Origin of the sequence: Paraburkholderia sp. RL18-101-BIB-B (genome assembly GCF_046026985.1) — a bacterium.
GTDB lineage: Bacteria > Pseudomonadota > Gammaproteobacteria > Burkholderiales > Burkholderiaceae > Paraburkholderia.
This window is the reverse complement of the sequence record NZ_JARESV010000004.1, coordinates 309,834-331,011: the sequence shown is the minus strand read 5'-3', so window position 1 is coordinate 331,011 and position 21,178 is coordinate 309,834. Positions and strand designations below refer to the sequence as shown.

The 21,178-nt window shown below is 63.2% G+C and carries 18 protein-coding genes; 11 read left to right on the top strand and 7 right to left on the bottom strand.

Annotation, left to right across the window (positions count from 1 at the left end):
- The first annotated feature begins 30 nt into the window (after positions 1 to 30).
- From P0D73_RS09855 to P0D73_RS09840, 4 genes are read left to right on the top strand one after another with little or no spacing between them, the layout of a single operon-like run.
- The gene (locus P0D73_RS09855; RefSeq protein WP_408286354.1) at positions 31 to 1,521 is read left to right on the top strand and encodes an aldehyde dehydrogenase; all 1,491 of its coding nucleotides are present in this window, start codon (positions 31 to 33) and stop codon (positions 1,519 to 1,521) included.
- Positions 1,522 to 1,547: 26 nt separating this feature from the next.
- The gene (locus tag P0D73_RS09850) at positions 1,548 to 2,510 is read left to right on the top strand and encodes a VOC family protein (RefSeq protein ID WP_132379247.1); all 963 of its coding nucleotides are present in this window, start codon (positions 1,548 to 1,550) and stop codon (positions 2,508 to 2,510) included.
- Positions 2,507 to 3,772, top strand: coding sequence for an NAD(P)/FAD-dependent oxidoreductase (locus P0D73_RS09845; RefSeq protein WP_408431192.1), 1,266 nt, complete (start codon positions 2,507 to 2,509; stop codon positions 3,770 to 3,772). Before P0D73_RS09850 ends, P0D73_RS09845 begins: the two co-directional genes overlap by 4 nt.
- A 25-nt stretch (positions 3,773 to 3,797) precedes the next feature.
- Entirely contained in the window at positions 3,798 to 5,201 is a 1,404-nt protein-coding gene (locus tag P0D73_RS09840) for an MFS transporter (protein WP_408431190.1), read from the top strand.
- Between the two features lie 107 nt (positions 5,202 to 5,308).
- On the opposite strand, the gene P0D73_RS09835 is transcribed toward P0D73_RS09840, so the two are convergent.
- The 7 genes from P0D73_RS09835 to P0D73_RS09805 all read right to left on the bottom strand — a co-directional run bounded on the left by P0D73_RS09835 (position 5,309) and on the right by P0D73_RS09805 (position 13,268).
- The gene (locus P0D73_RS09835; protein ID WP_408431188.1) at positions 5,309 to 7,036 is read right to left on the bottom strand and encodes a J domain-containing protein; all 1,728 of its coding nucleotides are present in this window, start codon (positions 7,034 to 7,036) and stop codon (positions 5,309 to 5,311) included.
- Positions 7,037 to 7,042: 6 nt separating this feature from the next.
- A complete protein-coding gene (locus tag P0D73_RS09830) occupies positions 7,043 to 8,752 on the bottom strand; it encodes an Hsp70 family protein (RefSeq protein ID WP_408431185.1) in 1,710 nt (569 codons plus the stop codon).
- A 279-nt stretch (positions 8,753 to 9,031) separates the two neighbouring features.
- A complete protein-coding gene (locus P0D73_RS09825; protein WP_408177549.1) occupies positions 9,032 to 9,493 on the bottom strand; it encodes a GNAT family N-acetyltransferase in 462 nt (153 codons plus the stop codon).
- Between the two features lie 120 nt (positions 9,494 to 9,613).
- Positions 9,614 to 10,717 carry an NAD(P)/FAD-dependent oxidoreductase gene (locus tag P0D73_RS09820; protein WP_408431182.1) on the bottom strand — a complete coding sequence of 368 codons (1,104 nt, stop codon included), beginning with the start codon at positions 10,715 to 10,717 and terminating at the stop codon, positions 9,614 to 9,616.
- 142 nt (positions 10,718 to 10,859) lie between these two features.
- Entirely contained in the window at positions 10,860 to 11,063 is a 204-nt protein-coding gene (locus P0D73_RS09815; protein WP_132379526.1) for a DUF3562 domain-containing protein, read from the bottom strand.
- A 175-nt stretch (positions 11,064 to 11,238) separates the two neighbouring features.
- A complete protein-coding gene (locus P0D73_RS09810; RefSeq protein WP_408431179.1) occupies positions 11,239 to 12,303 on the bottom strand; it encodes a DMT family transporter in 1,065 nt (354 codons plus the stop codon).
- Between the two features lie 71 nt (positions 12,304 to 12,374).
- On the bottom strand, positions 12,375 to 13,268 hold the full coding sequence (locus P0D73_RS09805) for a LysR family transcriptional regulator (RefSeq protein WP_408431176.1): 894 nt from the start codon (positions 13,266 to 13,268) through the stop codon (positions 12,375 to 12,377).
- A gap of 163 nt (positions 13,269 to 13,431) precedes the next feature.
- Here P0D73_RS09805 and P0D73_RS09800 point away from each other — a divergent pair, with 163 nt between their 5' ends.
- From P0D73_RS09800 to P0D73_RS09770, 7 genes are all read left to right on the top strand, one after another.
- Complete coding sequence (locus P0D73_RS09800) at positions 13,432 to 14,043, top strand: lipocalin family protein (protein ID WP_408431173.1); 612 nt, start codon at positions 13,432 to 13,434, stop codon at positions 14,041 to 14,043.
- 70 nt (positions 14,044 to 14,113) lie between these two features.
- The gene (locus P0D73_RS09795) at positions 14,114 to 14,890 is read left to right on the top strand and encodes a DUF1295 domain-containing protein (protein ID WP_408431170.1); all 777 of its coding nucleotides are present in this window, start codon (positions 14,114 to 14,116) and stop codon (positions 14,888 to 14,890) included.
- Between the two features lie 76 nt (positions 14,891 to 14,966).
- Entirely contained in the window at positions 14,967 to 16,067 is a 1,101-nt protein-coding gene (locus P0D73_RS09790) for an SAM-dependent methyltransferase (protein WP_408431167.1), read from the top strand.
- Positions 16,068 to 16,367: 300 nt separating this feature from the next.
- Positions 16,368 to 17,174, top strand: coding sequence for a class I SAM-dependent methyltransferase (locus P0D73_RS09785; protein WP_408431164.1), 807 nt, complete (start codon positions 16,368 to 16,370; stop codon positions 17,172 to 17,174).
- Between the two features lie 181 nt (positions 17,175 to 17,355).
- Positions 17,356 to 17,955 carry a cytochrome b gene (locus P0D73_RS09780; RefSeq protein ID WP_132379221.1) on the top strand — a complete coding sequence of 200 codons (600 nt, stop codon included), beginning with the start codon at positions 17,356 to 17,358 and terminating at the stop codon, positions 17,953 to 17,955.
- 49 nt (positions 17,956 to 18,004) lie between these two features.
- Positions 18,005 to 19,456, top strand: a complete 1,452-nt coding sequence (locus P0D73_RS09775) for a glycosyltransferase family 2 protein (RefSeq protein WP_408431161.1) — start codon at positions 18,005 to 18,007, stop codon at positions 19,454 to 19,456.
- A gap of 186 nt (positions 19,457 to 19,642) precedes the next feature.
- A complete protein-coding gene (locus P0D73_RS09770) occupies positions 19,643 to 20,863 on the top strand; it encodes a Rieske 2Fe-2S domain-containing protein (RefSeq protein ID WP_408177540.1) in 1,221 nt (406 codons plus the stop codon).
- Positions 20,864 to 21,178: the final 315 nt, after the last annotated feature.

The following is a 21,178-nucleotide window of genomic DNA, read 5'->3' as shown; positions in this document are numbered from 1 at the left end:
GATTAGCTGAAGCAAACCGGAATGACCGACATGACTCACTTCGATACCAGCCTCGTGCCCACTGGCGATATTTTCATCGGCGGCGAATGGCGGCAAGGGCGTGGCAACCCGTACAAAAGCCTGTATCCGGCGGATCAGTCGGTCAACATGGAAATCTCGACGGCCAATGCCGACGACGCCCGCGACGCCGTGGAAGCGGCGGATATCGCATGGCGCCGCGCCGACTGGTCGGGTCTGAAGCCGCATCAACGCGCGCTGATTCTGTACCGCATCGCCGATCTGATCATGGCGCGCCACGAAGCGCTCGCGCAACTGCAGCGCCGCGATAACGGCAAGCCGATCGGCGAAACTCGCGTGCTGGTGGCAAGCGCCGCGAACACGTTCCGCTATTTCGCGGCGTGCCTCGAAACGCTCGACGAAGAAGTCACGCCCTCGCGCGGCGACTATCTGACGATGAGCATTTACGAACCGATCGGCGTGATCGCCGCGATTACGCCGTGGAATTCGCCGATTGCTTCCGACGCGCAGAAGCTCGCGCCGGCGCTCGCAGGCGGCAACGCAGTCGTGTTGAAGCCGGCTGAAGTGACGCCTTTGGTGTCATTGGCATTGGCGCGCATTTGCGAAGAAGCCGGTGTGCCGAAGGGCGTTCTGAGCGTGTTGCCCGGAAAAGGCTCCGTAATCGGCGACGTGCTGGTGCGTCATCCGCTGGTGAAGAAGGTGTCGTTCACGGGCGGCACCGAAGTGGGCCGCGGCATCGCGCGCATCGCGGCGGACAAGTTGATGCCGGTGTCTCTGGAGCTTGGCGGCAAGTCGCCGACCATCGTCTTCGACGACGCCGATCTCGATCATGCGGTCAACGGCGTGCTGTACGGCATTTTCAGTTCGTCGGGCGAAGCGTGCATCGCGGGTTCGCGCCTGTTCGTGCAGCGCTCGATCTACGACGCGTTCATGAAGCGTCTCGCGGAAGGCGCGCGCAAACTGCGTGTCGGCGATCCGTCGCGTGAGCAAACGCAGATGGGTCCGCTGATTACGGCGGCGCATCGCGAAACCGTCGAACGTTATGTCGCGCTGGGCCTGGAAGAGGGCGGCCGCCTGCTGTGCGGCGGCGAACGCCCGGTCGGCGATGGCCGCGAAGCAGGCACCTACTTCCAGCCGACGATTCTCGAAGGCCTGACCAACAACGCCCGTATCTGCCAGGCAGAAATCTTCGGCCCGGTGCTGGTGGCGATGCCGTTCGACGACGAAGCCTCGCTGCTGAAAGAAGCGAACAACAGTGTGTTCGGCCTCGCCGCCGGCATCTGGACGCGCGATTACAAGCGCGCATACCGGATCGCACGCGCACTGGAAGCCGGCACCATCTGGATCAACACCTACAAGCTGTTCTCGATCTCGACGCCGTTCAGCGGCTGGAAAGAGAGCGGCATGGGACGCGAGAAAGGCCGGCTCGGCATCCGCGAATACATGCAACAGAAGAGCCTCTACTGGGGCTTGAACGACGCGCCGCTGGCGTGGGCGAATTAATACGCAAGATACGCAAGAGGCACGTTATGACGATTCTCGGCATTGAACAGATTATTTACGGCGTGACAGATCTCGCCACCTGTCGCCGCTTTTTCGCGGACTGGGGCTTAAAGGAAGTCGCGCACGATGAAACGCAGGCGCGCTTCGAAACGCTGAACGGGTGCACGATTCTCGTTGTGAACGCTGACGATCCCTCGTTGCCACCCGCGTTCGAAGAAGGCCCGACGCTGCGCGAAGTAACGTGGGGCGTGGCCACGAAAGCCGAACTCGACGAATTGCGCGGGCGCTTCGCAAGTCAGCCGGGCCATTTCGAAACCGACGACGCCGTCGGCTGCATCGACCCGAACGGCATGGCGATTCGCGTCGAAGTGACCCGCAAGCGCGCGCTCGACATTCACGGTTCGCCGTCGAACGTGTGGGGCCAAACGTTGCGCGTCGATCAGCCGTCGCCGATTTACGAGCGCGCCGAGCCGGTCGAAGTGGGCCACGTGGTGTTCTTCACGAACCGTCTCGCCGAACAGGAAAAGTTCTATCAGGAACTGCTCGGCTTCGAAATGTCCGACCGTTATCCGGGCCGTGGCGCGTTCATGCGCTGCGCGCCGCACGGCGGCCATCACGACATTTTTCTGCTGGCTTTGCCCAACGGTAAGCGCGGCCTGAATCACGTCGCGTTCACCGTGCGCGATATCCACGAAGTGTTCGGCGGCGGCATGCATATCAGCCGCTGCGGCTGGGACACGCAACTCGGGCCGGGGCGTCATCCGGTGTCGTCGGCTTACTTCTGGTACTTCCAGAACCCGGCGGGCGGCCTGATCGAGTATTACGCCGACGAAGACCAGCTCACGCCCGACTGGCAGCCGCGCGATTTCGAACCGGGCCCGACCGTGTTCGCCGAATGGGCGATCGACGGCGGCATCGACGGCAATACACGGCGCCAGAAAAACGCCAAGGCGCCGGAAGGCAAGTTCATGACGGAGCAGAAAAAATGACGGACGCTGCTGCTGCAAAGGCGCAAGCCGCCCATGCCGGCCTCGAAGCACCGCGCACGATCGTCGTGATCGGCGGCGGCCAGGCGGCCGGTTGGGTCGTGAAGACCTTGCGCAAGGAAGGCTTCGACGGCCGCCTCGTGATGATCGCCGACGAAGTCCATCTGCCGTATGAACGTCCGCCGCTCTCGAAAGCGGTGCTGGCGGGCGAAGCGGATATCGACACCGTGCGGCTCGTGAAGCCCGACGACTTCGATGCGCTGAACGTCGAAGCCTGGCAGCCGGATTGCGCGACTTCGATCGATCGCGAGCAGCGCATCGTGCGCACGCAGTCGGGCCGCGAAGTGCAATACGACCGTCTGGTGATCGCGACGGGCGGTGCGGCGCGCAAGTTGCCGGAGGCGCTTCTAAAGACCTCGCACATTGCCTACTTGCGTACGCTCGATGAAGCCGTTGCTTTGGGTGAACGCCTGCGTGCCAGCAAGCGCGTGCTGGTGGTGGGCGGCGGCTGGATCGGCCTCGAAGTCGCGGCCACGGCGCGCAAGCTCGGCGTCGAAGCCACGGTGGTGGAAGGTGCGCCGCGTCTGTGCGCACGGTCGTTGCCGCCGATGGTGTCTGGTTTCCTGCTCGACCTGCATCGCTCGAACGGCGTCGACGTGCGTTTGAACGCTTCGCTCACCGCGCTCGAAGATCATCCGCACGACGCCAATCGCATTCGCGCCACGTTCGCGGACGGCTCGACGCTCGACGCCGATTTCGCGGTGGCCGGCATCGGTCTCACGCCGCACACGGCGTTGGCGCAAGCCGCAGGCGTGAAGGTGGAAGACGGCATCGTGGTCGATCATTTCGGCGCCACGGACGACCCGCGCATTTTCGCGTGCGGCGACGTCGCCAACCATCCGAGCGCGTGGCTCAAGCGCCGCGTGCGGCTCGAATCGTGGGCCAATGCGCAGAACCAGGCGATTGCCGTCGCGAAGGCATTGCTCGGCACCTTCGAACCGTATGCGGATATTCCGTGGTTCTGGTCCGATCAGTACGACGTGAACCTGCAGATTCTCGGCGACATTCCAGGCGATGCACAACTGGCCGTGCGCGGCGACTTGCGGGGCAAACGCGCCACGCTGTTCCATCTGGAAGACGGCGCGATTCGCGGCGTGATCGCCATCAATACGCCGCGCGAACTGAAACTGTCGCGCAAATGGATGAACCAAGGCCGGACCATCGACCTTGCCACCCTGACCGACGCCTCAACGGCGCTTGCCTAACCACATCTACGGACGGCACAACGGCATGAGAACCATCGACAACACCATGGGGGACCGCAGCAGCGCCGGTGTCTCAGGCCCTGTGACCCGGGGCTCGATCATCGCGCGTCTGGAGCGCTTGCCCAAGAATGCGATGCAGGTGCGCGCGCGCATACTGATCGGTCTCGCGACGTTCTTCGACGGCTTCGATGTGATCGCGATCGCGGCCACGTTGCCGATCCTGATCGCGAAGTGGCATCTGACGCCGTGGGAAATCGGCTTTCTGATCGGCTCCGGTTCGGTCGGACAACTGATCGGCGCGTTCGTTTTTCCGTGGTATGCGGAGCGCAAGGGCCGCGTAAAGGCGATCGCGCTGAGTTCGGGGATCATCGGCATCACCAGCATTGCGTGCGGTTTTGCGCCGACGTTCGCGGCGTTCGTCGTGTTGCGCGTGATTCAGGGGCTTGGGCTTGGTGGCGAATTGCCGGTGGCCGCGACGTACATCAACGAGATCAGCCGTGCGCATGGCCGTGGCCGTTTCGTGCTGTTGTATGAAATCGTTTTCCCGGTCGGCCTGCTCGCTTCGAATGCGTTGGGTGCGTGGATCGTGCCGCGCTTCGGCTGGCAAGCCATGTACTTTATCGGCGGCATGCCGTTGATCCTGTTCTTCGTGCTGCGCAAGCTCGTGCCGGAATCGCCGCGCTGGCTCGCTGAACGTGAGCGGATGGCCGACGCGGATGTGGCGGTGCATGCGTTCGAACGCGCGGTCAAAGGTCCGCTTCCGCCGGTCACGCAGTCGGCTGAATTCGAAGCGATGGCCAATCGTCATCCGAAGCGCCGCATGGGCGACCTGTTCGGTCCCGCGTATCTGAAGCGCACGCTGGCCGTGGCGATGTTGTGGATCACTTGCGGCTTTATTCAATACGGTCTTTCGACGTGGCTGCCGACGATCTACCGCACGATTTATCACGCGCCGCTGCAACTCGCGTTGAATCTGGCGGTGGCGGCTTCGGTGCTGGGCGTGGTGGGTTCGTTGACTTGCGCGTTGCTGGTCGACAAGGTGGGACGTAAGCCGATTATCAATCTGTCGTTCGTGGCGTGTGCGATTTCGCTGCTGCTGGCAGGTGTGCTCCACGATTCGTCGGTGTATGTCGTGGCGACGTGCTTCGCGTTCTCGTTGGGCTTCCTGGCTTGCGGATTCATCACGGCTTATGTGTACACGCCGGAGCTGTATCCGACGAGTATCCGCGCGATGGGCTGCGGCGTCGGCGGCGCGTGGTTGAAGGTGGCGGCGATCTTCGCGCCGGCTATCGTGTCGAAGACGATGATCGGTGGGAATCTGCAAGTGGCGTTTTATATCCTCGCGGCCGTGCCGTTTCTTGCGGCGGTGGCGGTGCACTTTCTTGGGATTGAAACCAAGGGGAAGGTGCTGGAGCAACTGGAGGCTTGAGGTTTCTACTGTTTGAGTTTGGTGGGCGGTTGATGTTGCAGTACCGCGATTAGCTGGGAGACGAGGGGCGCACTGGGTGGTGTGCCCCTTCGTTTTTTTGGGGGTGGTTACCGCGTCGCCTGGCGCGCTTCTCGCCGCTGCCTAATCCCCTCAATAACCCAGATACTCATCAACCCCGCACTCACACAGGCGATGATGTCCGGCTTATAAATCGCCAGCGCCATCCAGACAAGGTTGGCATACCCGCGAAAAAACGCCGGTATCGCGGCGCGCAGATCGTTCCAGCGCGTCGTCGCCAGCACGCCGCCGGCCGCCGACATCACTGTAAACAACGCCCACGCGAACTGCGTCGGACGCACTTCGCGCTGCAATAGCAATACGATCAACGCTGCGAATCCAGCGAACCACAAAGGCGCGCAAACCCAAAACAACAACCGCGGCCGACGCGCGATCCATCCACGCCATTCCGCTTGCGAAAACGAAATGAAGAACGCGAACAGCACACCATGCGCATAAGGCATCAGCCACGCATGCGAATCGGTCGCGATCCAGTGGCCCGCAAAGCCCAACGCCGTCGCGCTGAATGCGGCGAGTATCGCGAGCTCCCTGATAGGCGGCCAGCCGTGAATCAACGCGGCCCAGATCGTACAGACGCTCAGCGTGGCCATCGCGATCGATGTCGAACGGCCGCTGCCGTCCTCACACAGCGCAACGGTTGTCGCACCGAGCCACACGGGAATCCAGCCATAACGCAGCCAACCAATCGAGCGCAACGCTCGCAGCCGCTGTTGCTGAGGCTCGGACAGCAGCACGGTCGTAGCGGCGACCGTTACCAGCGCGAGCATCAGCGTCGACAAAAGAATGCCCAACTGAGCGGGCGACCATTGATCGAACCATCGACTGCTATTGGGTTTCAGCGAAGCGTCCGCGAACAGCAAGCCGCACCACGCGTTCAAGGCGAGTGCCGGTCCGAACAGACGGCCCGCGCCGATGCGGAATTTGAGGCAACGTCCCCAAAAATCGACTTTCTCGGCATCGAGCCGCAGCCGCACGACATTCGGATGGTAGCGACCAAGCGCGGTCAATAGCTGCTCCATCTCTGCGCGCACGCCGGCACGAAGCAGTGCTCGCGCGCCGGCCGCCAATTGCGGCGACGGACCTTCGAGCAATGCCATCGCGTTCGTGAAGCGCAGGCGCAGCGCGTTGTAGTCCTCGTCGGCGAACACGCGGTTCAGCGCGAGCGTGGCAATGGCCGCGTTGCGCCGTCGCAGATGCGCGGCGTTGTCCCGCCAGCCGAGAACCGCGCTCAAATTCATGCGCAGCATGGCCGGCGTGTCCTCGTTCAGACAATGACACAGCGCCTGCCATTCGAGTTCATCGCGCGTCGCAATGTTGACGACGGCGGCGAACAGATCCTGCAAGGAGCGGCGCGACTCGAGGTCGTCCGTTTGCGCGATGAAGTTTTGCCAGAGCTGGACGGCGGTTTCGAAAGCGTCGGGTTCGCGGACGGCGGCCTCGACTTCCGAAGTGTTGACCGTAACGTGGGACGTCGCCGGCGCGGTTGCAGACTTCCGCGCAGTTGCGATCAAACGCTCGGGTTCAGTGCAAGACGCGTTCGCTGTTGATGCCGCGGCTACTTCTTTCGCGATCGCGCCACTCGCCATCTGCAACGCCGACTCGTACGCGTACCGCAGACGCTGAAAAGCCTCGGCATCTTGATCCGGACGTTGCTGCTTCAACAGCCGCGCATAAGCGCGACGGACCGCCCGCTCGTCGGCATTCGACTCGATGCCGAGCACATCCCAAGGCCATTGGTTGTTCGAGATGGTATTCATGGCCGGTCAGTAAGTCACATGTACATCGAAGCGATCCAGCAGCGCGCTCAGCTCACCGCGCGCCTGCGCGATCTCATCGGCGTTCTGGCGCTCGATCAGTGCCTGGAAGCGGGCGATATGCGCGGCCAGATATTGCCGATGATCGCCGAGCGTTTCTTCATAGACACGGTCGGCGCGCGTCAACAGCGTCCGGTTCTCGAGTTGGTCGCGTGGGTGGATCTTCAGCGCGCTCAACGCGGTAAGTCGCTCGCGAATTTCTTCCGGTGTCATCACGCCGGGATTTTCTTCGATCACCATCGCGCGTTTTACGCCGCCCGGAAACGCAGTGGCCTCCACTTCCAGCACGCCGTTGATGTCGTAAGTGAAGCGCACATCCGCGCCTGCTTCGCCCGCTGCCTTGAGCGGCACTTCGAGCGTGAATTCACCGAGCGCGACGTTGTCCGTGGTCAAACGCGCTTCGCCCTGAAACACCTTGATGCTCAGGATCTGCTGGCGGTCGCGCACCGTGAAAATGCGCTGCATGCGGCTCACCGGCACGATCGTATTGCGTTCGATGATCGGCAAAAAGTGACCCGGCACGAACTGAGCGGGCCCGACCTGCATGGCTGTGTCGATACCGAGGCTATAGGGCGCGACATCGGTCAGCACCATTTCGTCGAGCCCGGCATCGCGTCCCACGAGTCCGGCTTGCACCGCCGCGCCGAGCGCGACCACTTCGTCCGGATTCAAATGTCCGGCGGGTAGGCGGCCGAACATCTTCGAGACCAGCTTGCGGACCATCGGCATGCGCGACGCGCCGCCGACGAGGATGATTTCGTCGAGCGCGGCGACGGCAATCTTCGAATCGCGCAATGCGCGTTCCACCGGTTGGCGCAGCCGTTGCAGCAAATGCTCGCAGGTGCGCTCCGCTGCGGCCGCGTCGAGTTCGAGCGTGTGCGCGTGGTCGCCGATCGTGAGTTCGAGCGTGACGCTGTCAACGCCGTTCTGCGTAAGCTGACGTTTCGCGCGTTCGGCTTGCTGATGCAGACGTTGCGCGGCAACCGGCGTGAGCGATTGGACCTTGAGTCCGTTGCGCTGGCAGAACAACTCGACCAATGCATCGGTGAAATCCTCGCCGCCGAGAAAATTGTCGCCGGTGCTGGCGCGCACTTCCATCACGCCTTCGAAGAAGTCGAGCACGGAGACGTCGAAGGTGCCGCCGCCCAGATCGAAGATCAGAAACTTGCGCTCGCTGTCGCGTTGATGCACGCCGTACGCGAGCGAGGCCGCGGTCGGTTCATTGACAAGGCGCAGCACGTTCAGGCCGGCGAGTTCGCCGGCAATGCGCGTGGCTTTGCGTTGTGCGTCGCTGAAATAGGCGGGCACGGCGATCACGGCGTCGCCGACCGTTTCGCCGAGAAACGCTTCGGCATCGGCCTTCAACGACTTGAGCACCAGCGAGGACAACTCCTCGGGACGCAGCGACTGCGTGCCGAGCGACACGGTGCGACTCGTGCCCATATAGCGTTTGAAGTTGGCGGCGGTGCGCTCGGGATGCGTATGCAGGCGGTCATGAGCGGGGCGGCCGACGAGGATCGAGCCATCGCCGTCGATGGAGACGCACGAGGGCGTGAGCGTCTCGCCTAACGCGTTCGGGATGAGCACGGCGCGGTCGGCGCGCCAGATTGCCGCAAGACTATGCGTGGTTCCAAGATCGATGCCGATGATCGAAGGCATGTACAGTTTCCGATTCGTTTGCGCCCCTCCATGAGGAGATCGCCCAAGGTTTCGCTGATGAACCGCGTGGAGCCGGGTGTAGCTCCGTCCAATGGCGATAACGGCAGACCGCACGCAAACTTGAGCGGCACGCGAAACGAAGGCGGCGAAAATCGGACCGGACAATGCGCGGCGCATGGTGGCGGCAAGATCGGTCGGAGATAAAAGCAGTGTGCCGCACAGAGCGCGCGGCACGGCGAGACGAGCGGGAAGCGCGCTAGGCGAGCCCGCCGCGCGGCATCACAAGGCTTTGCGATAGACCAGGAAGCCCGAACGGTCCGCAACCTTGTCGTAAAGCTTCATCGCCGTCTGATTCGTCTCTTGCGTTTGCCAGTAGACGCGTTGCGAACCATCGGCTTTGGCGCGCTCATACACCGCTTCAATCAATGCGCGGCCAACGCCTCTGCCGCGCTCGGAGTCGAGCGTGTAGAGGTCTTGCAGATAGCAGATCGGCCCTTTCATCGTCGTGTGACGGTGATACAGGAAGTGCACGAGGCCGAGCAACTGGCCGTTGCGTTCAGCCACCATGGCATGCATCGGCTCGTAGCCGTCGAAAAAACGTTCCCACGTGATTTGCGTGATCTCGCGCGGCAACGCGGTTTCGCCCGAGCGGCCATAGAACGCGTTGTAGGCGTCCCAAAGCGGCAGCCATGCATCGAAGTCGCCGGGGACGACGGGGCGGATTTGAATCGAATCGGACATGTGCGGTTCCTGGTCGGAAGAAGACTGCTGAACCGCCAGCATAGAAAATTTGCGGCGCTATTGTTAGATCCACAGTACGTTCAGAATGTGGAGCCACCAACTGTGAATCGACGAAAACGTTCAGGCCGTCTCGGCTCTGAGCCAACGCGCGAGCGCGGCGTCGTCGTCCGTCTCCAGCGCCTCCGCGATGCGCCGCCCCACCGCTGCGCCGAATTTGTAGCCGTGCCCCGAGCAAGCCGACACCACCAGCGTGTTGCCGATGCGCTTCGAAAAGAAACGGTTATCCGCCGTGAACGTGTACGCGCAGGTTTTTACTTCGGATACCGTATATTCGTCGATGCGGCTGAACGGCGGCGCAAACAGCCGCCGCAAGCGGTCGCCTTCACCGGGCGCCGCAACGCGATTCGCGTCGGGGTCCGGCGCGCGCGATTTATTGACGCCGGCGCCAAACTTCAGACCAATGCCGTCGAGCGGCGGCAGCACATAGCCGTCGCTCGCGCCGCCGATATCGACGATCGCGGGCGCCGTCGACCACGCGTCTTCCAGATCTGCGGGCGGCTCAAGATAGGCGACTGTGTTGCGATACGTCATCAGGTTTTCGGCAAGCGCGGGAAACAGTTGCGGCGTCCATGCGCCCGCGGTGACCACGAGCCGGTCCGCATGCACGATCACGTCGTTTTCGATGCGCACGGAAGCGGTCTGCGGGTCGACCGCGAGCGCCTTGGTGTGCATGCGAATGTCGGCGCCGCGCATCTTGAGCCACGCTTTCATATCGCGTGCAATGCGTTCGCTGAAAAGTGCGCCGCCGTCGTGATCGAGGTAGGCGTAACGAAACGTGGCTGGGTCGAGAAACGGGTAGCGCGCCGCTGCTTCGAGGGGTTCGAGCCTTTCGTACTCGAATCCCATGCGGTCGAGGCCGTTGCGAAACTGTTCGGCGCCATCGCCCGTGAATTGCGAAATGCCGAGCACGCCGCAATTTGCATAATGCGACACGCCGAGATCGTTCCACAGCAGGTCCCAGCTATCGAACGCCTCTTCGATGTTTCGCGCATAACCGTCCGCATCGCCATATGCGCGACGAATCATGCGATGCCGGTCGCCCGACGCGGCGAGTGGATTTGGAATCGAGCCCTGCTCGATCAGCGTGATGTCATGTCCCTGTTTCGAGAGCGACCACGCCGTGCTCAAACCGGCGATGCCCGCGCCTACGATCGTTACCCGCATGCCAACTCCCCCGAGTCGATGGTTCTGGGCGAGAGTCTATCAGCGGGAAAAAAATCGGTGCGCGTTATGTGAATTTTTGCGCGAGTCGGTCTAGGCGAAAAAATTGCGATTCAGCAGGCGGTGGTCTCCGCGCGCCGCCGTGTCAGTGTTTGCGATTCGAACTGTCGCGAAGCTGGTTGCGTACTTTTTTCGCGGCGAAGAGCGGCACGTAATCGAATACACGCGCGTCGTGCCGGTAGTTGGCCAAGGTGTCCGCGTACATCTTCGAGACCGTTTCCGCCGGCGTGTCGGTTTCTTCGGCGATGCTTTTCACTAATTCATCAACATTAGGCTCGGGTTGTGACATAGATCTCTCCAAAGGCGCGGACAGGTTGGGCGGAAGGCACGCGGACAACAGGAGTTCATTACAGGATGCGATGCGCGGCGATGCCAATTGAATCGGTCTATCGCATGATTTTTTTTCAGAGAGATTTTTGTCTTGCGATGCAGCAAGCGTCCGTGCTGCACGGCTGGCCGAAAAATCAATGCGTGTGCCGGTGATGGATATCCGGGAAATGCGCATGCGCGTGCGTCATGGGTGCATGGTGGTGCGAATGGGTATGCGGCTCGACGCCGTCCCACGCGAAGTCGTGCTCGTGCTGGTGATGCGCGTCGTGCCGGTGACGATGCGAGTGCTCGAGCGGATCGTGCGTGTGCGGATGCTCATGACGTTCGCGAATGTGCAGCCACACGCCGAGCGTCATCAGCGCTGTAGCGACCCAGAAAAGCGGCGGCGGCAGTTCGGGCCACAGAAGCCAGGATAAAGTCACGCCGAATAGCGGTGCAACCGAAAAATATGCGCCGGTTCGCGCGGTGCCGAGATTGCGCAGCGCGACGACGAACAGCACGAGACTCACGCCGTAGCCCGCAAAGCCGGTGAGCATGGCGAGCGCGACGGTCGAGAGCTTCGGCCATGCGGCGCCGAGGGTGAGGGCGAGCGCCACGTTCACCGAACCGGCCACGAGTCCTTTTATGCAGGCGATGAACATCGCATCGTGCGCCGACACCTTGCGCGTGAGATTGTTGTCCACGGCCCAGCACGCGCAGGCGCCGATCAGCAGCAGCGTGCCGGGCGGCAGTCCCGCCGCGCCCGGCTGCCATGACAGCGCCACGCCGCCCGCGACGATCGCGGCCATGCCGAGGAACACCTGCACGTCGACGTTCTCGCGAAACACGATCCACGCGATCAACGCGGTGAATACGCCTTCCAGATTCAGCAGCAGTGAACCGGTGGCGGCCGGCGTCGTTTGCAGACCCAGCATCAGTAAAGCGGGCCCGGCGACGCCGCCGGCTGCGATCGCGCCGGCCAACCAGGGGGCTTCGCGCGACGGGAAATGGCTGTGGCCGACCGGCTGCCCGGCGCCGCCGCCTTTAAGCCGGCGCGCCAGAATCACCGCGGTAAGGCCGCAGCCGCTACCGAGATAGAACAACCCAGCCAGCAGGAACGGCGAGAGCGAGCCGAGCAGCGCCTTGGCGAGCGGTGTCGTCGCGCCGAATAGGGCGGCGGCGAGCAAGGCGGTGAATGCGGCGTTTGAGCGGGTAGGCATGAGGGAATTCGCGCGGGAGCGGGCGTTGCGGACACGATAACGCTAACCGGATCACGCCGCTTGTATCGTCGCTAAGCTGCGCTGAACAAGCGCTCCGACAGAAAATCGACGAACGCGCGCAGCTTCGGCGACAGTTGCCGGCTGGACGGCCAGAGCACCGAAAACTGCCCCGCGTGCGCCAGATGGTCGTCGAGCACGTTTTGCAGTGTTCCCGCCCGGATCGCGTCGCGCGCCAGAAAATCCGGCATGTAGGCCACGCCCAGACCGAGTTCCGCCGCCGCTCGCAGGGCTTCCATGTTGTTGCAGGTCAGCGCGGTCGGAAAGCGCGCGGCCGCGTCTTCGGGGAGTCCTCGAAACGCCCAGTGCTGCAGTTTGCCCGAGGTCGGGAAGCGGAAGCGCAAACATGCGTGCCGCGCGAGATCGGCCGGCGCGAGCGGCACGCCGTGCCGTTGCAGATAACCCGGCGACGCGCACAGTACGAAGCGGAACGGGCCGAGCCGCTTGGCCATCAACTGCGAATCGGGCAGATCGCCGCTGCGGACCGCGGCGTCGAAGCCGCCTTCGATCACGTCGACGATGCGGTCGTTGAAATCCAGTTCGAGGTCGATCTCGGGATAGCGCTCGGCGAATTCGGGAAGGATCGGCAGCAGGAAGCGATAGCCGATGGTCGGCAAAGTCACGCGCAGACGCCCGCGTGGCGCGGCGTTGGCTTGCAGCATCATCGCTTCGGCTTCGCTCAGCGCGTCGAGAATCTGCCGGCAGCGTTCGTAGAAGCGCTCGCCGTCGTCGGTCAGGCTGACGCGCCGTGTGCTTCGCTGCAACAGCCGCACGCCGAGGTGTTGTTCGAGCCGCGCGACGCTTTTGCCGACGGCGGAGGGCGACAGGCCGAGCCGCTGCGACGCGCCGACGAAGCTGGACGCTTCGGCCGTTTGCACGAAGGCGACGATTCCGCTCAGGTTTTCCATTCGGTCGATTCAGGAATTGAAGTCCGCAGTCGGGCCAATTTAGCATCATTTGCCGCTTTCATTCTGTTATCGGTATGCGCCTTCTTGCGGAGAGCGGCGCACGCATCCAGACGGCCTCGTCGAACGTAATAGGTGTATTGCCGCCACGTTCGAGGCCCTTGCCATGCGCCGAGTTGCCTACGTCACCGCTGCAGCTGCCGCCGCTGCAAGCGTTCTGCTGCTATCACTCACGGCCTGCTCCAACGATCCGCCCAATCCCAACCCGCGCGCGAGCGAACCGCTCGCCACCGTGCCCGTCGACTTGCCGCGCTACATGGGCCGCTGGTACGTCATCGCGAACATTCCGTATTTCGCCGAACGCGACATGGTGGCGAGCCGCGCCGAATGGACACTGCGCGCGGACGGCAAGATCGACGATTCGTACTACGCCCGCAAGAAGCGCTTCGACGCCGAGGAAAAGCACTATCAGTTTCTCGACACGCCCGTGCCCGGCAAGGACGGCGGCGAGTGGAGCGTGCAGCTGTTCTGGCCCATCCGCGTGACGCAACTGACGCTTTACGTCGACCCGGACTATCGCTACACGATCCTCGGCTATCCGGGCAAAAACCTCGGCTGGATTTTTTCGCGCGAGCCGGACATGGGCGAGAACACATATCGCGCCTTGCTTGCGCGGCTCGATGCGATGGGCTATGACACGTCGCGATTCAGACGCGTGCCGCAGCGGCCGGATCAGGTGGGCAAGCCGGGCTTTGCGTCGCCGGGCGGCATGGATTAGCGGGCGAATCGTACGCATCCGATACCACCGTCTCCGCGTATAACCCGCATTGCCGTCGAATGAGGAAACCATGCCACCACTTGCTGCCGCCGTGATTGCCCTGATCGGACTCATCGCGCTTTTCAGCGCCGTCTGGGCGTGGCAGTTGAGGAGCGAAAACGCCGGCATGGTCGATCCCATCTGGGCGTATTCGCTGGGCCTCGTGGCGGCGCTCTACGCGATGCTCGGCACCGGCGACCCCTTCACGCGTGCGCTGACCGCGCTGGGCGGTTTCGTCTGGGGCGCGCGGCTCGGCACGCATCTGTGGAAACGCAACGCCGGCAAGCCGGAAGACGCGCGCTATCACCGCTTCCGCGCAGAATGGGGCGACAAGGCGGCAAGCCGGATGTTCTGGTTTTTCCAGTTGCAAGTCGTGATTTCGATGTTGCTGTCGATCGCGTTTCTGGTGCCGTCGTACCGCGGCACTGCGCCGGCCGTCGGCTGGATGCTGCTAGCCGTCGTGGTGTGGATCGTCTCCGTGGCCGGCGAAGCGATGGCCGACCGCCAGTTGCGCAACTTCAAGGCCGATCAGGCCAATCGCGACGCCGTGTGCCGCGTCGGCTTGTGGCGATACTCGCGGCATCCGAATTACTTCTTCGAATGCGTGCATTGGCTTGCGTATATCGCGTTGTCGATCGGCACGCCGTGGGGTTGGTTCACGCTGTTGCCGCCGGTGCTGATGGCGTTTCTGTTGCTGAAGCTCTCCGGTATTCCGCTGCTCGAAGAAAGCATGGCAAAACGGCGTCCCGGTTACGCCGACTACATGCGCACCACCAGCGCGCTGATTCCGTGGCCGCCGCGGCATTGAAGACGGCATGGAAGACGCAAGCGGGCGCAAGCGCGCCTTCGAAAGAATCCAAAAGAAACGCCAAGGAGTCAGCCTCATGAGTCTTTCCACCACTGACCGCACGATGCCGCCGTCGTCCTCCGACTCCGCCGATGGCTGGCTCATTCAAAGTTGCGAGCGCGGCTGGCTACCCGACGGCGTGATCCGTTTCGGCATGCGTCAGTTGATGCGTCAGCGCCTGCGCGATGAAGCGGTCGACAACGGCGAGTTGCGCGCGCAACGGATCAACCGTCTGCTCGACGATCTGCGCGAGAGTCCGATCGCCATCGAAACGCAGGCAGCCAACACGCAGCATTACGAGGTGCCGGCGTCGTTTTTCCACGCGCATCTCGGACCGCATCTGAAGTATTCATGCTGCCTGTATCCGACCGGTGACGAGACGCTTGCGCAAGCCGAAGCGGCCATGCTCGAACGCTATGCCGAGCGTGCGGAACTCGCCGACGGTCAGCGGATTCTCGATCTCGGCTGCGGCTGGGGTTCACTGTCGTTATGGCTGGCGGCGCGGTATCCGAATTCGCGCGTCGTCGCGCTATCGAACTCGCATGGGCAGCACGCGTTCATCGAAGCGCGCGCGGCGCAGGCTGGTTTGCACAACCTTTCGGCGGTGACGGGCAACATCGTCGAATTCGAATTCGACGGGGCGCAACTTGGCGGCGGCTTCGATCGCGTGATGTCGATCGAGATGTTCGAGCATATGAAGAACTACGGCTTGCTGCTCGCGAAAATCGCGCGCTGGATGCGCGCCGACGCGAAGCTGTTCGTGCATCTCTTCGCGCATCGCACGCTGGCCTATCACTTCCAGGTGCAAGACGGCAGCGACTGGATGTCGAAGTACTTTTTCACCGGCGGCACGATGCCGTCGGAGGCGCTGCTGCTCAATTTCCAGGACGACCTGCGCATGGAGCGGCAGTGGTGGGTGAGCGGCACGCACTACGAGCGCACGGCGAATCATTGGCTCGCCGCGCTCGATACGGCGCGTGACCGGGTCATGCCAATGCTGATCGACACCTACGGCGCGCGCGATGCGGCAGTGTGGCTGCAACGGTGGCGCATGTTCTATATGGCGGTGGCTGAACTGTTCGGCTACGCGAATGGAAACGAGTGGGGCGTCGGGCATTATCGGTTCGTGAAGCGTTGAACCGCGGTGGGCCGATCCGCTTAAGTGCTAGGCGTGACGCGATACGCCGGCTGGCTTTCATTGTGTTTTCACGCTTGGCTTACTGCCGAGCGACCGTCTCGCGAGTGCCTCCCGGCGATTTATCTAATCGGCAGGAAACTGCGCAGCCATCCGGGCATCAAACCTTGGGTGCACCCCGAGGCAGGGAAGCCCTGTCTGATCGAGTTGCCTCGCAACAGCGGCGCCAATGGACCGCAGCAACGACAATGGCGTTCCGTTCGTCGTTTGCCATTGCCGCAACCGACCCGCATGGAATCGCCGATGACCACCCCAATCCCCTTCGTCCCCGACCGCTTCAGGACCACCGCCGCGCATTACCTGGCGGGCCGTCCACCGTATTCGCCGCAGTTGATTCGCCGCGTCGCGCAGTCCTGCGAACTCGGCGGCTCGCACCGGCTTCTGGACCTCGGCTGCGGGCCGGGGCAACTGTCACTGGCGTTTTCGTCGTGGGTCGGCTCGGGTCTCGCGCTCGACCCCGAACCGGAAATGCTGCGCGTCGCCGCGAGCCTGGGCGCGGGGATTGCGCCGAACATCGAGTATCGCGAGGGGAGTTCTTACGATCTGTCGCCGGCTTTGGGGCGCTTTCGGCTGGCCGTCATCGGGCGGGCGTTTCACTGGATGGACCGGCCCGACACGCTCGCGCGTCTGGATGCGCTGATCGAACCGGAAGGCGCGGTCGCCCTGTTTTCGACCGCGTTCGCCTCCGACTCGCCGATGGCCTGGCTCGCGCCGTACCGTGCGCTGCTCGAGGCTTACTCGGAGGGCGACCCGGCGCGCATGCAGCGCAAGGCGGACGGCTGGGAAAGCCACGACGCGGTGCTGGCGAAGTCGCCGTTCCCGATGCTCGAACGCGTGTCGATCGTCGAAACGCGGCGGGTCTCGGTCGAATCGCTGGTGACGCGGCCGCTGTCGATGTCGAGTCTGTCGCGCGACCGGCTCGGCGAGCGGCTGGACGAACTGCTGGCGCGCACCCGGCAACTACTGGATGCGCATGCAACCAACGGCTGGCTCGACGAACGGATCGAGTCGGCCGCGCTGATCGCGCGGCGCGAGGCGGCGCACGGTTAAGGTGCAATGACTTCTCTAAGCCGGCGGCAGCGAAATAATCCGAAAACATAGAGTTAAGCGCCCGGCGGAATAAAGCGGCACACTCGGGCGTTTGCCTATACATCGGCTTGCCTTGATGTGCTACGGCATCGCCGGATTTTCAAACAGCTTTCGCAGCCATGCCGCTGCGGACGGAACAATCATGAACACACACGCCGACTCTTTGACCGATTCGACCGGCACGCCAGTGCCAACGCGCTACACACGTACGGCCATGGTTCTGCACTGGCTGATCGCGCTGCTGATGATCGGCAACGTGGTGCTCGGGCTGAGCGCGGATTCGTTGCCGGACGACTGGGTGCGTCCGGTGGTCGACACCCACAAGTCGATCGGCATCACGGTGCTGGGTCTCGCGCTCATGCGCATCTTGTGGCGTGTGTCGCACAAGCCGCCGCCGTTGCCGCGCGAGTTTCCGTCGTGGGAAAAGATCGCCGCGCACGTCGCGCATTTTCTGCTGTATCTGCTGATGATTGCGCTGCCGCTGTCCGGCTGGCTGCACGATTCCGCATGGAAAGACGCGGCGACGCACCCCATGCATCTGTTCAATCTGTTTCCGTGGCCGCGCATCGGCTATGTGATGAATCTCGATCCTGCGCTGAAGGAAACCTTGCACGACCGGTTCGGCGCCTTGCACACGTGGCTTGGCTACGCACTCTATGCGCTGCTCGCGATGCATATCGGCGGCGCGTTGAAGCACCAGTGGATCGATCGCAAGTCGGTTCTGAAGCGCATGGTGCCGTGAGCGCCGCATTCACCTATCAACCGCAACATTGACAAACCCGGCAGTCATTTTGAAGAAAACCCTGGAACAGGCTCTCGCTCTCGCTTCGCCGCGCATTGTGCCGCGTCGCACGACACCGTTGAGCACGCTGATTCATCTGAGTGTGGTCGTCTTGTGGCTGCTGCTGTTCGCGCGCGCCTTCTTTCTGCAGGGCGCGCTGGCGTGGTCGACGGGTATCGCCTACGTGGTGTACGACACCTTGCTGCTTGCGTTTGTCACGTGGAAAACGCTGCCGTTGATGCGGCGTGCGCCGCCGCTCGAGCCCGAGTTCGAACGGCGCAGCTTGCCGAGCATGGGCGTGATCGTCGCGTCGCATAACGAAGCGACGGTGCTGCCGGTCACGATCGCCGCGCTGCTGCGGCAAACGCACGGGCCGGCGCAAATCGTCATTGCCGACGACGGTTCCACCGACTCGACCCGCGAGTTGCTCACCGGGCGCTTCGGCCTTACCGCGGCTGCGGACGGCGTGCTGAGCGCGCCGAGCGCGCTGTATCCGAATCTGTTCTGGCTGCGTGTGCCGCACGGCGGCAAGGCCCGCGCGCTGAATGCCGCGATCACCGTGATGACCACGGAAACGGTCATGACCGTCGACGCCGACACCTTACTCGACGACGGCGCCACCTGCGCCATGCGCGCCGCTTTCGCGAGCGAACCGAAGCTGGTCGCCGCGGCCGGCATTCTGGTGCCGGTGTGCGGCAAGTCGGTGTCGGGGCGCGTGTTCCAGTGGTTCCAGACCTACGAGTACATGCGCAACTTCATCGCCCGTTTCGCGTGGATGCGTGCTGATAGTCTGCTGCTGATTTCGGGCGCCTTCGCGTCCTTCAAGCGCGACGCGCTGGTCGACGTGGGCGGCTTCGATCCGCAGTGTCTCGTCGAAGACTACGAGCTGATTCACCGGCTGCGCCGCTATTCGGTCGACCACGGCCTCGACTGGGACGTGCGCGTGGTCGGCGAGGCGCATGCCCGCACCGACGCGCCGGACAATCTCGCCAGTTTTCTGCGTCAACGGCGCCGCTGGTTCGCGGGCTTCCTGCAGACGCAGTACTGGAACCGCGACATGACCGGCAATCCGCGCTATGGCACGCTCGGCATGCTGATGCTGCCGGTCAAGGCGATCGACACCATGCAGCCGATCTACGGCCTGACCGCGTTCGCGCTGCTGCTCGCCTTCGTGTTCGGTGGACATGGCGCGATCGTCGTGTCGATCTTCAGCGTGATCGGCCTGAAAACGGCGATCGACCTCGCGTTCTATTTGTGGAGTATCCATTTGTACCGGCGCTGGACCGGCGAGCGGGCCGGCACCAGTTTGTGGATGGCGATGCTGGCGGCGGTTGCCGAGCCGTTCACGTTTCAGCTGGTGCGGCACGTGGGCGCCGCGCTCGGCTGGCTGCATTTCCTGCGCGGCGGACGGTCGTGGGGCGTGCAGCGCCGCTCGGGGCTGGTGGCACACGACGAGAGCTGACGCGGCGCGTCGTCTCTTCAGGAGAGTAGTGGGAGCAGGACGGTGCGCTTGCGCGAGCAGGCGCCGCAGTAGGTGGTTGCACGGTCCCCGAACCCATACGGCGTCGGGTTCTAGTAGACTGGCGACGATGCCGCCCGCAATTTGCAGGGCGCAACCTTCTATCCGCCCGTGCACGGAGACCCACCTATGCATGCTGTTCCCCCGCTAGAACGAGACACCGTCGATGTAACCGTCGATGCGTCGCCTGCCCAGGCCGCATCGCAGAAACCCGCTCACATGCCGGGCCAGGCCGCCAACGACGCACCGGTGCGCGATCTGCGCCGCGTCGGTATTCACCCTGACTACTGGTATCCGCTGGCGTGGTCGCACGAGGTGAAGCGGGGCAAGACGCATGGTGTGACGTTCGCGGGCGAGCCGATCGTGCTGGCGCGCACGGAGTCCGGCAAGGCGTTCGCGCTGGAGGACCGCTGCGCGCATCGTCAGGTGCCGTTGCATCAGGGCGTGGTGGATGGCGAATCGATCCGCTGCGGCTATCACGGCTGGACTTACGACTGCTCGGGCAAGTGCATCGACGTGCCGTACCTGGGCCGCGACCGTTTGCCGAACGGCGTGCGCTCTTACCCGTGCCGCGAAATCGAAGGCCTGATTTTCGTTTTCCCCGGCGACGCGGCGCTGGCCGAGCAACGGCCGCTGCCGGCGTTCGGCTCGGTCTCGGACAAGAAGTACAAGACGCGCCGCTTCGGCCGTCCGGTGAATTGCCACTACTCGTTCATGCACGAGAACCTGATGGACATGAACCATCAGTTTCTGCACCGCAGGCAGATGGGGCAGATGCGGGCGCGTTCGCTCGGCCGGCGGCGCGGCGAGGGCTGGGTCGAAGTCGATTACACATTTGCGCGCATGGCCGGCCAGCAGCCGATCGGCGAAGCGATCGTGTTCGGCCAGAGCCGTAAAACCGGCGGCGACAACGACAAAGACGTGATGACGATCCGCACCGAGTATCCGTATCAGACGCTGCAGATCCGCACGTCCGAGCAGACGCTGGTAATGGATCTGTGGATCGTCTACGTGCCGCTCGATCGCGAGCAGCGCACCAACCGCACGTTCGGGCTGCTGTCGATTCGCAAACCCGGTGTTCCTGGCGTGTTGAATCTCGCGTGGCCGCTGCTGGTGTGGTTCACCGAGCGCATTTTCAAGGAAGACCGGGAGATCGTCGAAGCCGAACAGCGCGCCCACGATTCGCAGGGCGCGGACTGGAATCACGAGGTGTTTCCGGTCATCAACGATCTGCGCGCGTTGCTGCGCGAGAACGGCGCGCCGGATCAGGTGGTGGGTGCCGGCACGGGCGACACGGCTGTGATTCGCTTCTGGGATTCTCGTCACGGCAACCCGTTGGCGAAGAGCTGATTCTCGGGTCGTTTTGACGCCGGGCGCATGATGTGAGTGGCGATCTGCCCGGCATGTCCGCACCAGGAATCCGCACGAAAACTTTCCCCCTCAAGGGGAATTAATCCATCTCCCGACGGTAGGGAATACCGGGCGATCGAGCGGCGATAATGGCAGCTAATGCACGGCGGTTTGCGCTAATCGACATGCGCTGGCCGCGGACGCGTGTACCATTTCGCTTTTTCCGATCTTCAAGAATAGCCCGTGACTACGCAACAAATCCCTACCGCACCCCGTAAATCCCTCACTCTGCTGCAATTGCTGGGCCTCATCGGC

Excerpts from the sequence above, each read along its gene's own strand:
- P0D73_RS09855 (WP_408286354.1), top strand. The coding sequence starts at position 31 with ATGACTCACTTCGATACCAGCCTCGTGCCCACTGGCGATATTTTCATC.
- P0D73_RS09850 (WP_132379247.1), top strand. The coding sequence starts at position 1,548 with ATGACGATTCTCGGCATTGAACAGATTATTTACGGCGTGACAGATCTC.
- P0D73_RS09845 (WP_408431192.1), top strand. The coding sequence starts at position 2,507 with ATGACGGACGCTGCTGCTGCAAAGGCGCAAGCCGCCCATGCCGGCCTC.
- P0D73_RS09840 (WP_408431190.1), top strand. The coding sequence starts at position 3,798 with ATGAGAACCATCGACAACACCATGGGGGACCGCAGCAGCGCCGGTGTC.
- P0D73_RS09835 (WP_408431188.1), bottom strand. The coding sequence starts at position 7,036 with ATGAATACCATCTCGAACAACCAATGGCCTTGGGATGTGCTCGGCATC.
- P0D73_RS09830 (WP_408431185.1), bottom strand. The coding sequence starts at position 8,752 with ATGCCTTCGATCATCGGCATCGATCTTGGAACCACGCATAGTCTTGCG.
- P0D73_RS09825 (WP_408177549.1), bottom strand. The coding sequence starts at position 9,493 with ATGTCCGATTCGATTCAAATCCGCCCCGTCGTCCCCGGCGACTTCGAT.
- P0D73_RS09820 (WP_408431182.1), bottom strand. The coding sequence starts at position 10,717 with ATGCGGGTAACGATCGTAGGCGCGGGCATCGCCGGTTTGAGCACGGCG.
- P0D73_RS09815 (WP_132379526.1), bottom strand. The coding sequence starts at position 11,063 with ATGTCACAACCCGAGCCTAATGTTGATGAATTAGTGAAAAGCATCGCC.
- P0D73_RS09810 (WP_408431179.1), bottom strand. The coding sequence starts at position 12,303 with ATGCCTACCCGCTCAAACGCCGCATTCACCGCCTTGCTCGCCGCCGCC.
- P0D73_RS09805 (WP_408431176.1), bottom strand. The coding sequence starts at position 13,268 with ATGGAAAACCTGAGCGGAATCGTCGCCTTCGTGCAAACGGCCGAAGCG.
- P0D73_RS09800 (WP_408431173.1), top strand. The coding sequence starts at position 13,432 with ATGCGCCGAGTTGCCTACGTCACCGCTGCAGCTGCCGCCGCTGCAAGC.
- P0D73_RS09795 (WP_408431170.1), top strand. The coding sequence starts at position 14,114 with ATGCCACCACTTGCTGCCGCCGTGATTGCCCTGATCGGACTCATCGCG.
- P0D73_RS09790 (WP_408431167.1), top strand. The coding sequence starts at position 14,967 with ATGAGTCTTTCCACCACTGACCGCACGATGCCGCCGTCGTCCTCCGAC.
- P0D73_RS09785 (WP_408431164.1), top strand. The coding sequence starts at position 16,368 with ATGACCACCCCAATCCCCTTCGTCCCCGACCGCTTCAGGACCACCGCC.
- P0D73_RS09780 (WP_132379221.1), top strand. The coding sequence starts at position 17,356 with ATGAACACACACGCCGACTCTTTGACCGATTCGACCGGCACGCCAGTG.
- P0D73_RS09770 (WP_408177540.1), top strand. The coding sequence starts at position 19,643 with ATGCATGCTGTTCCCCCGCTAGAACGAGACACCGTCGATGTAACCGTC.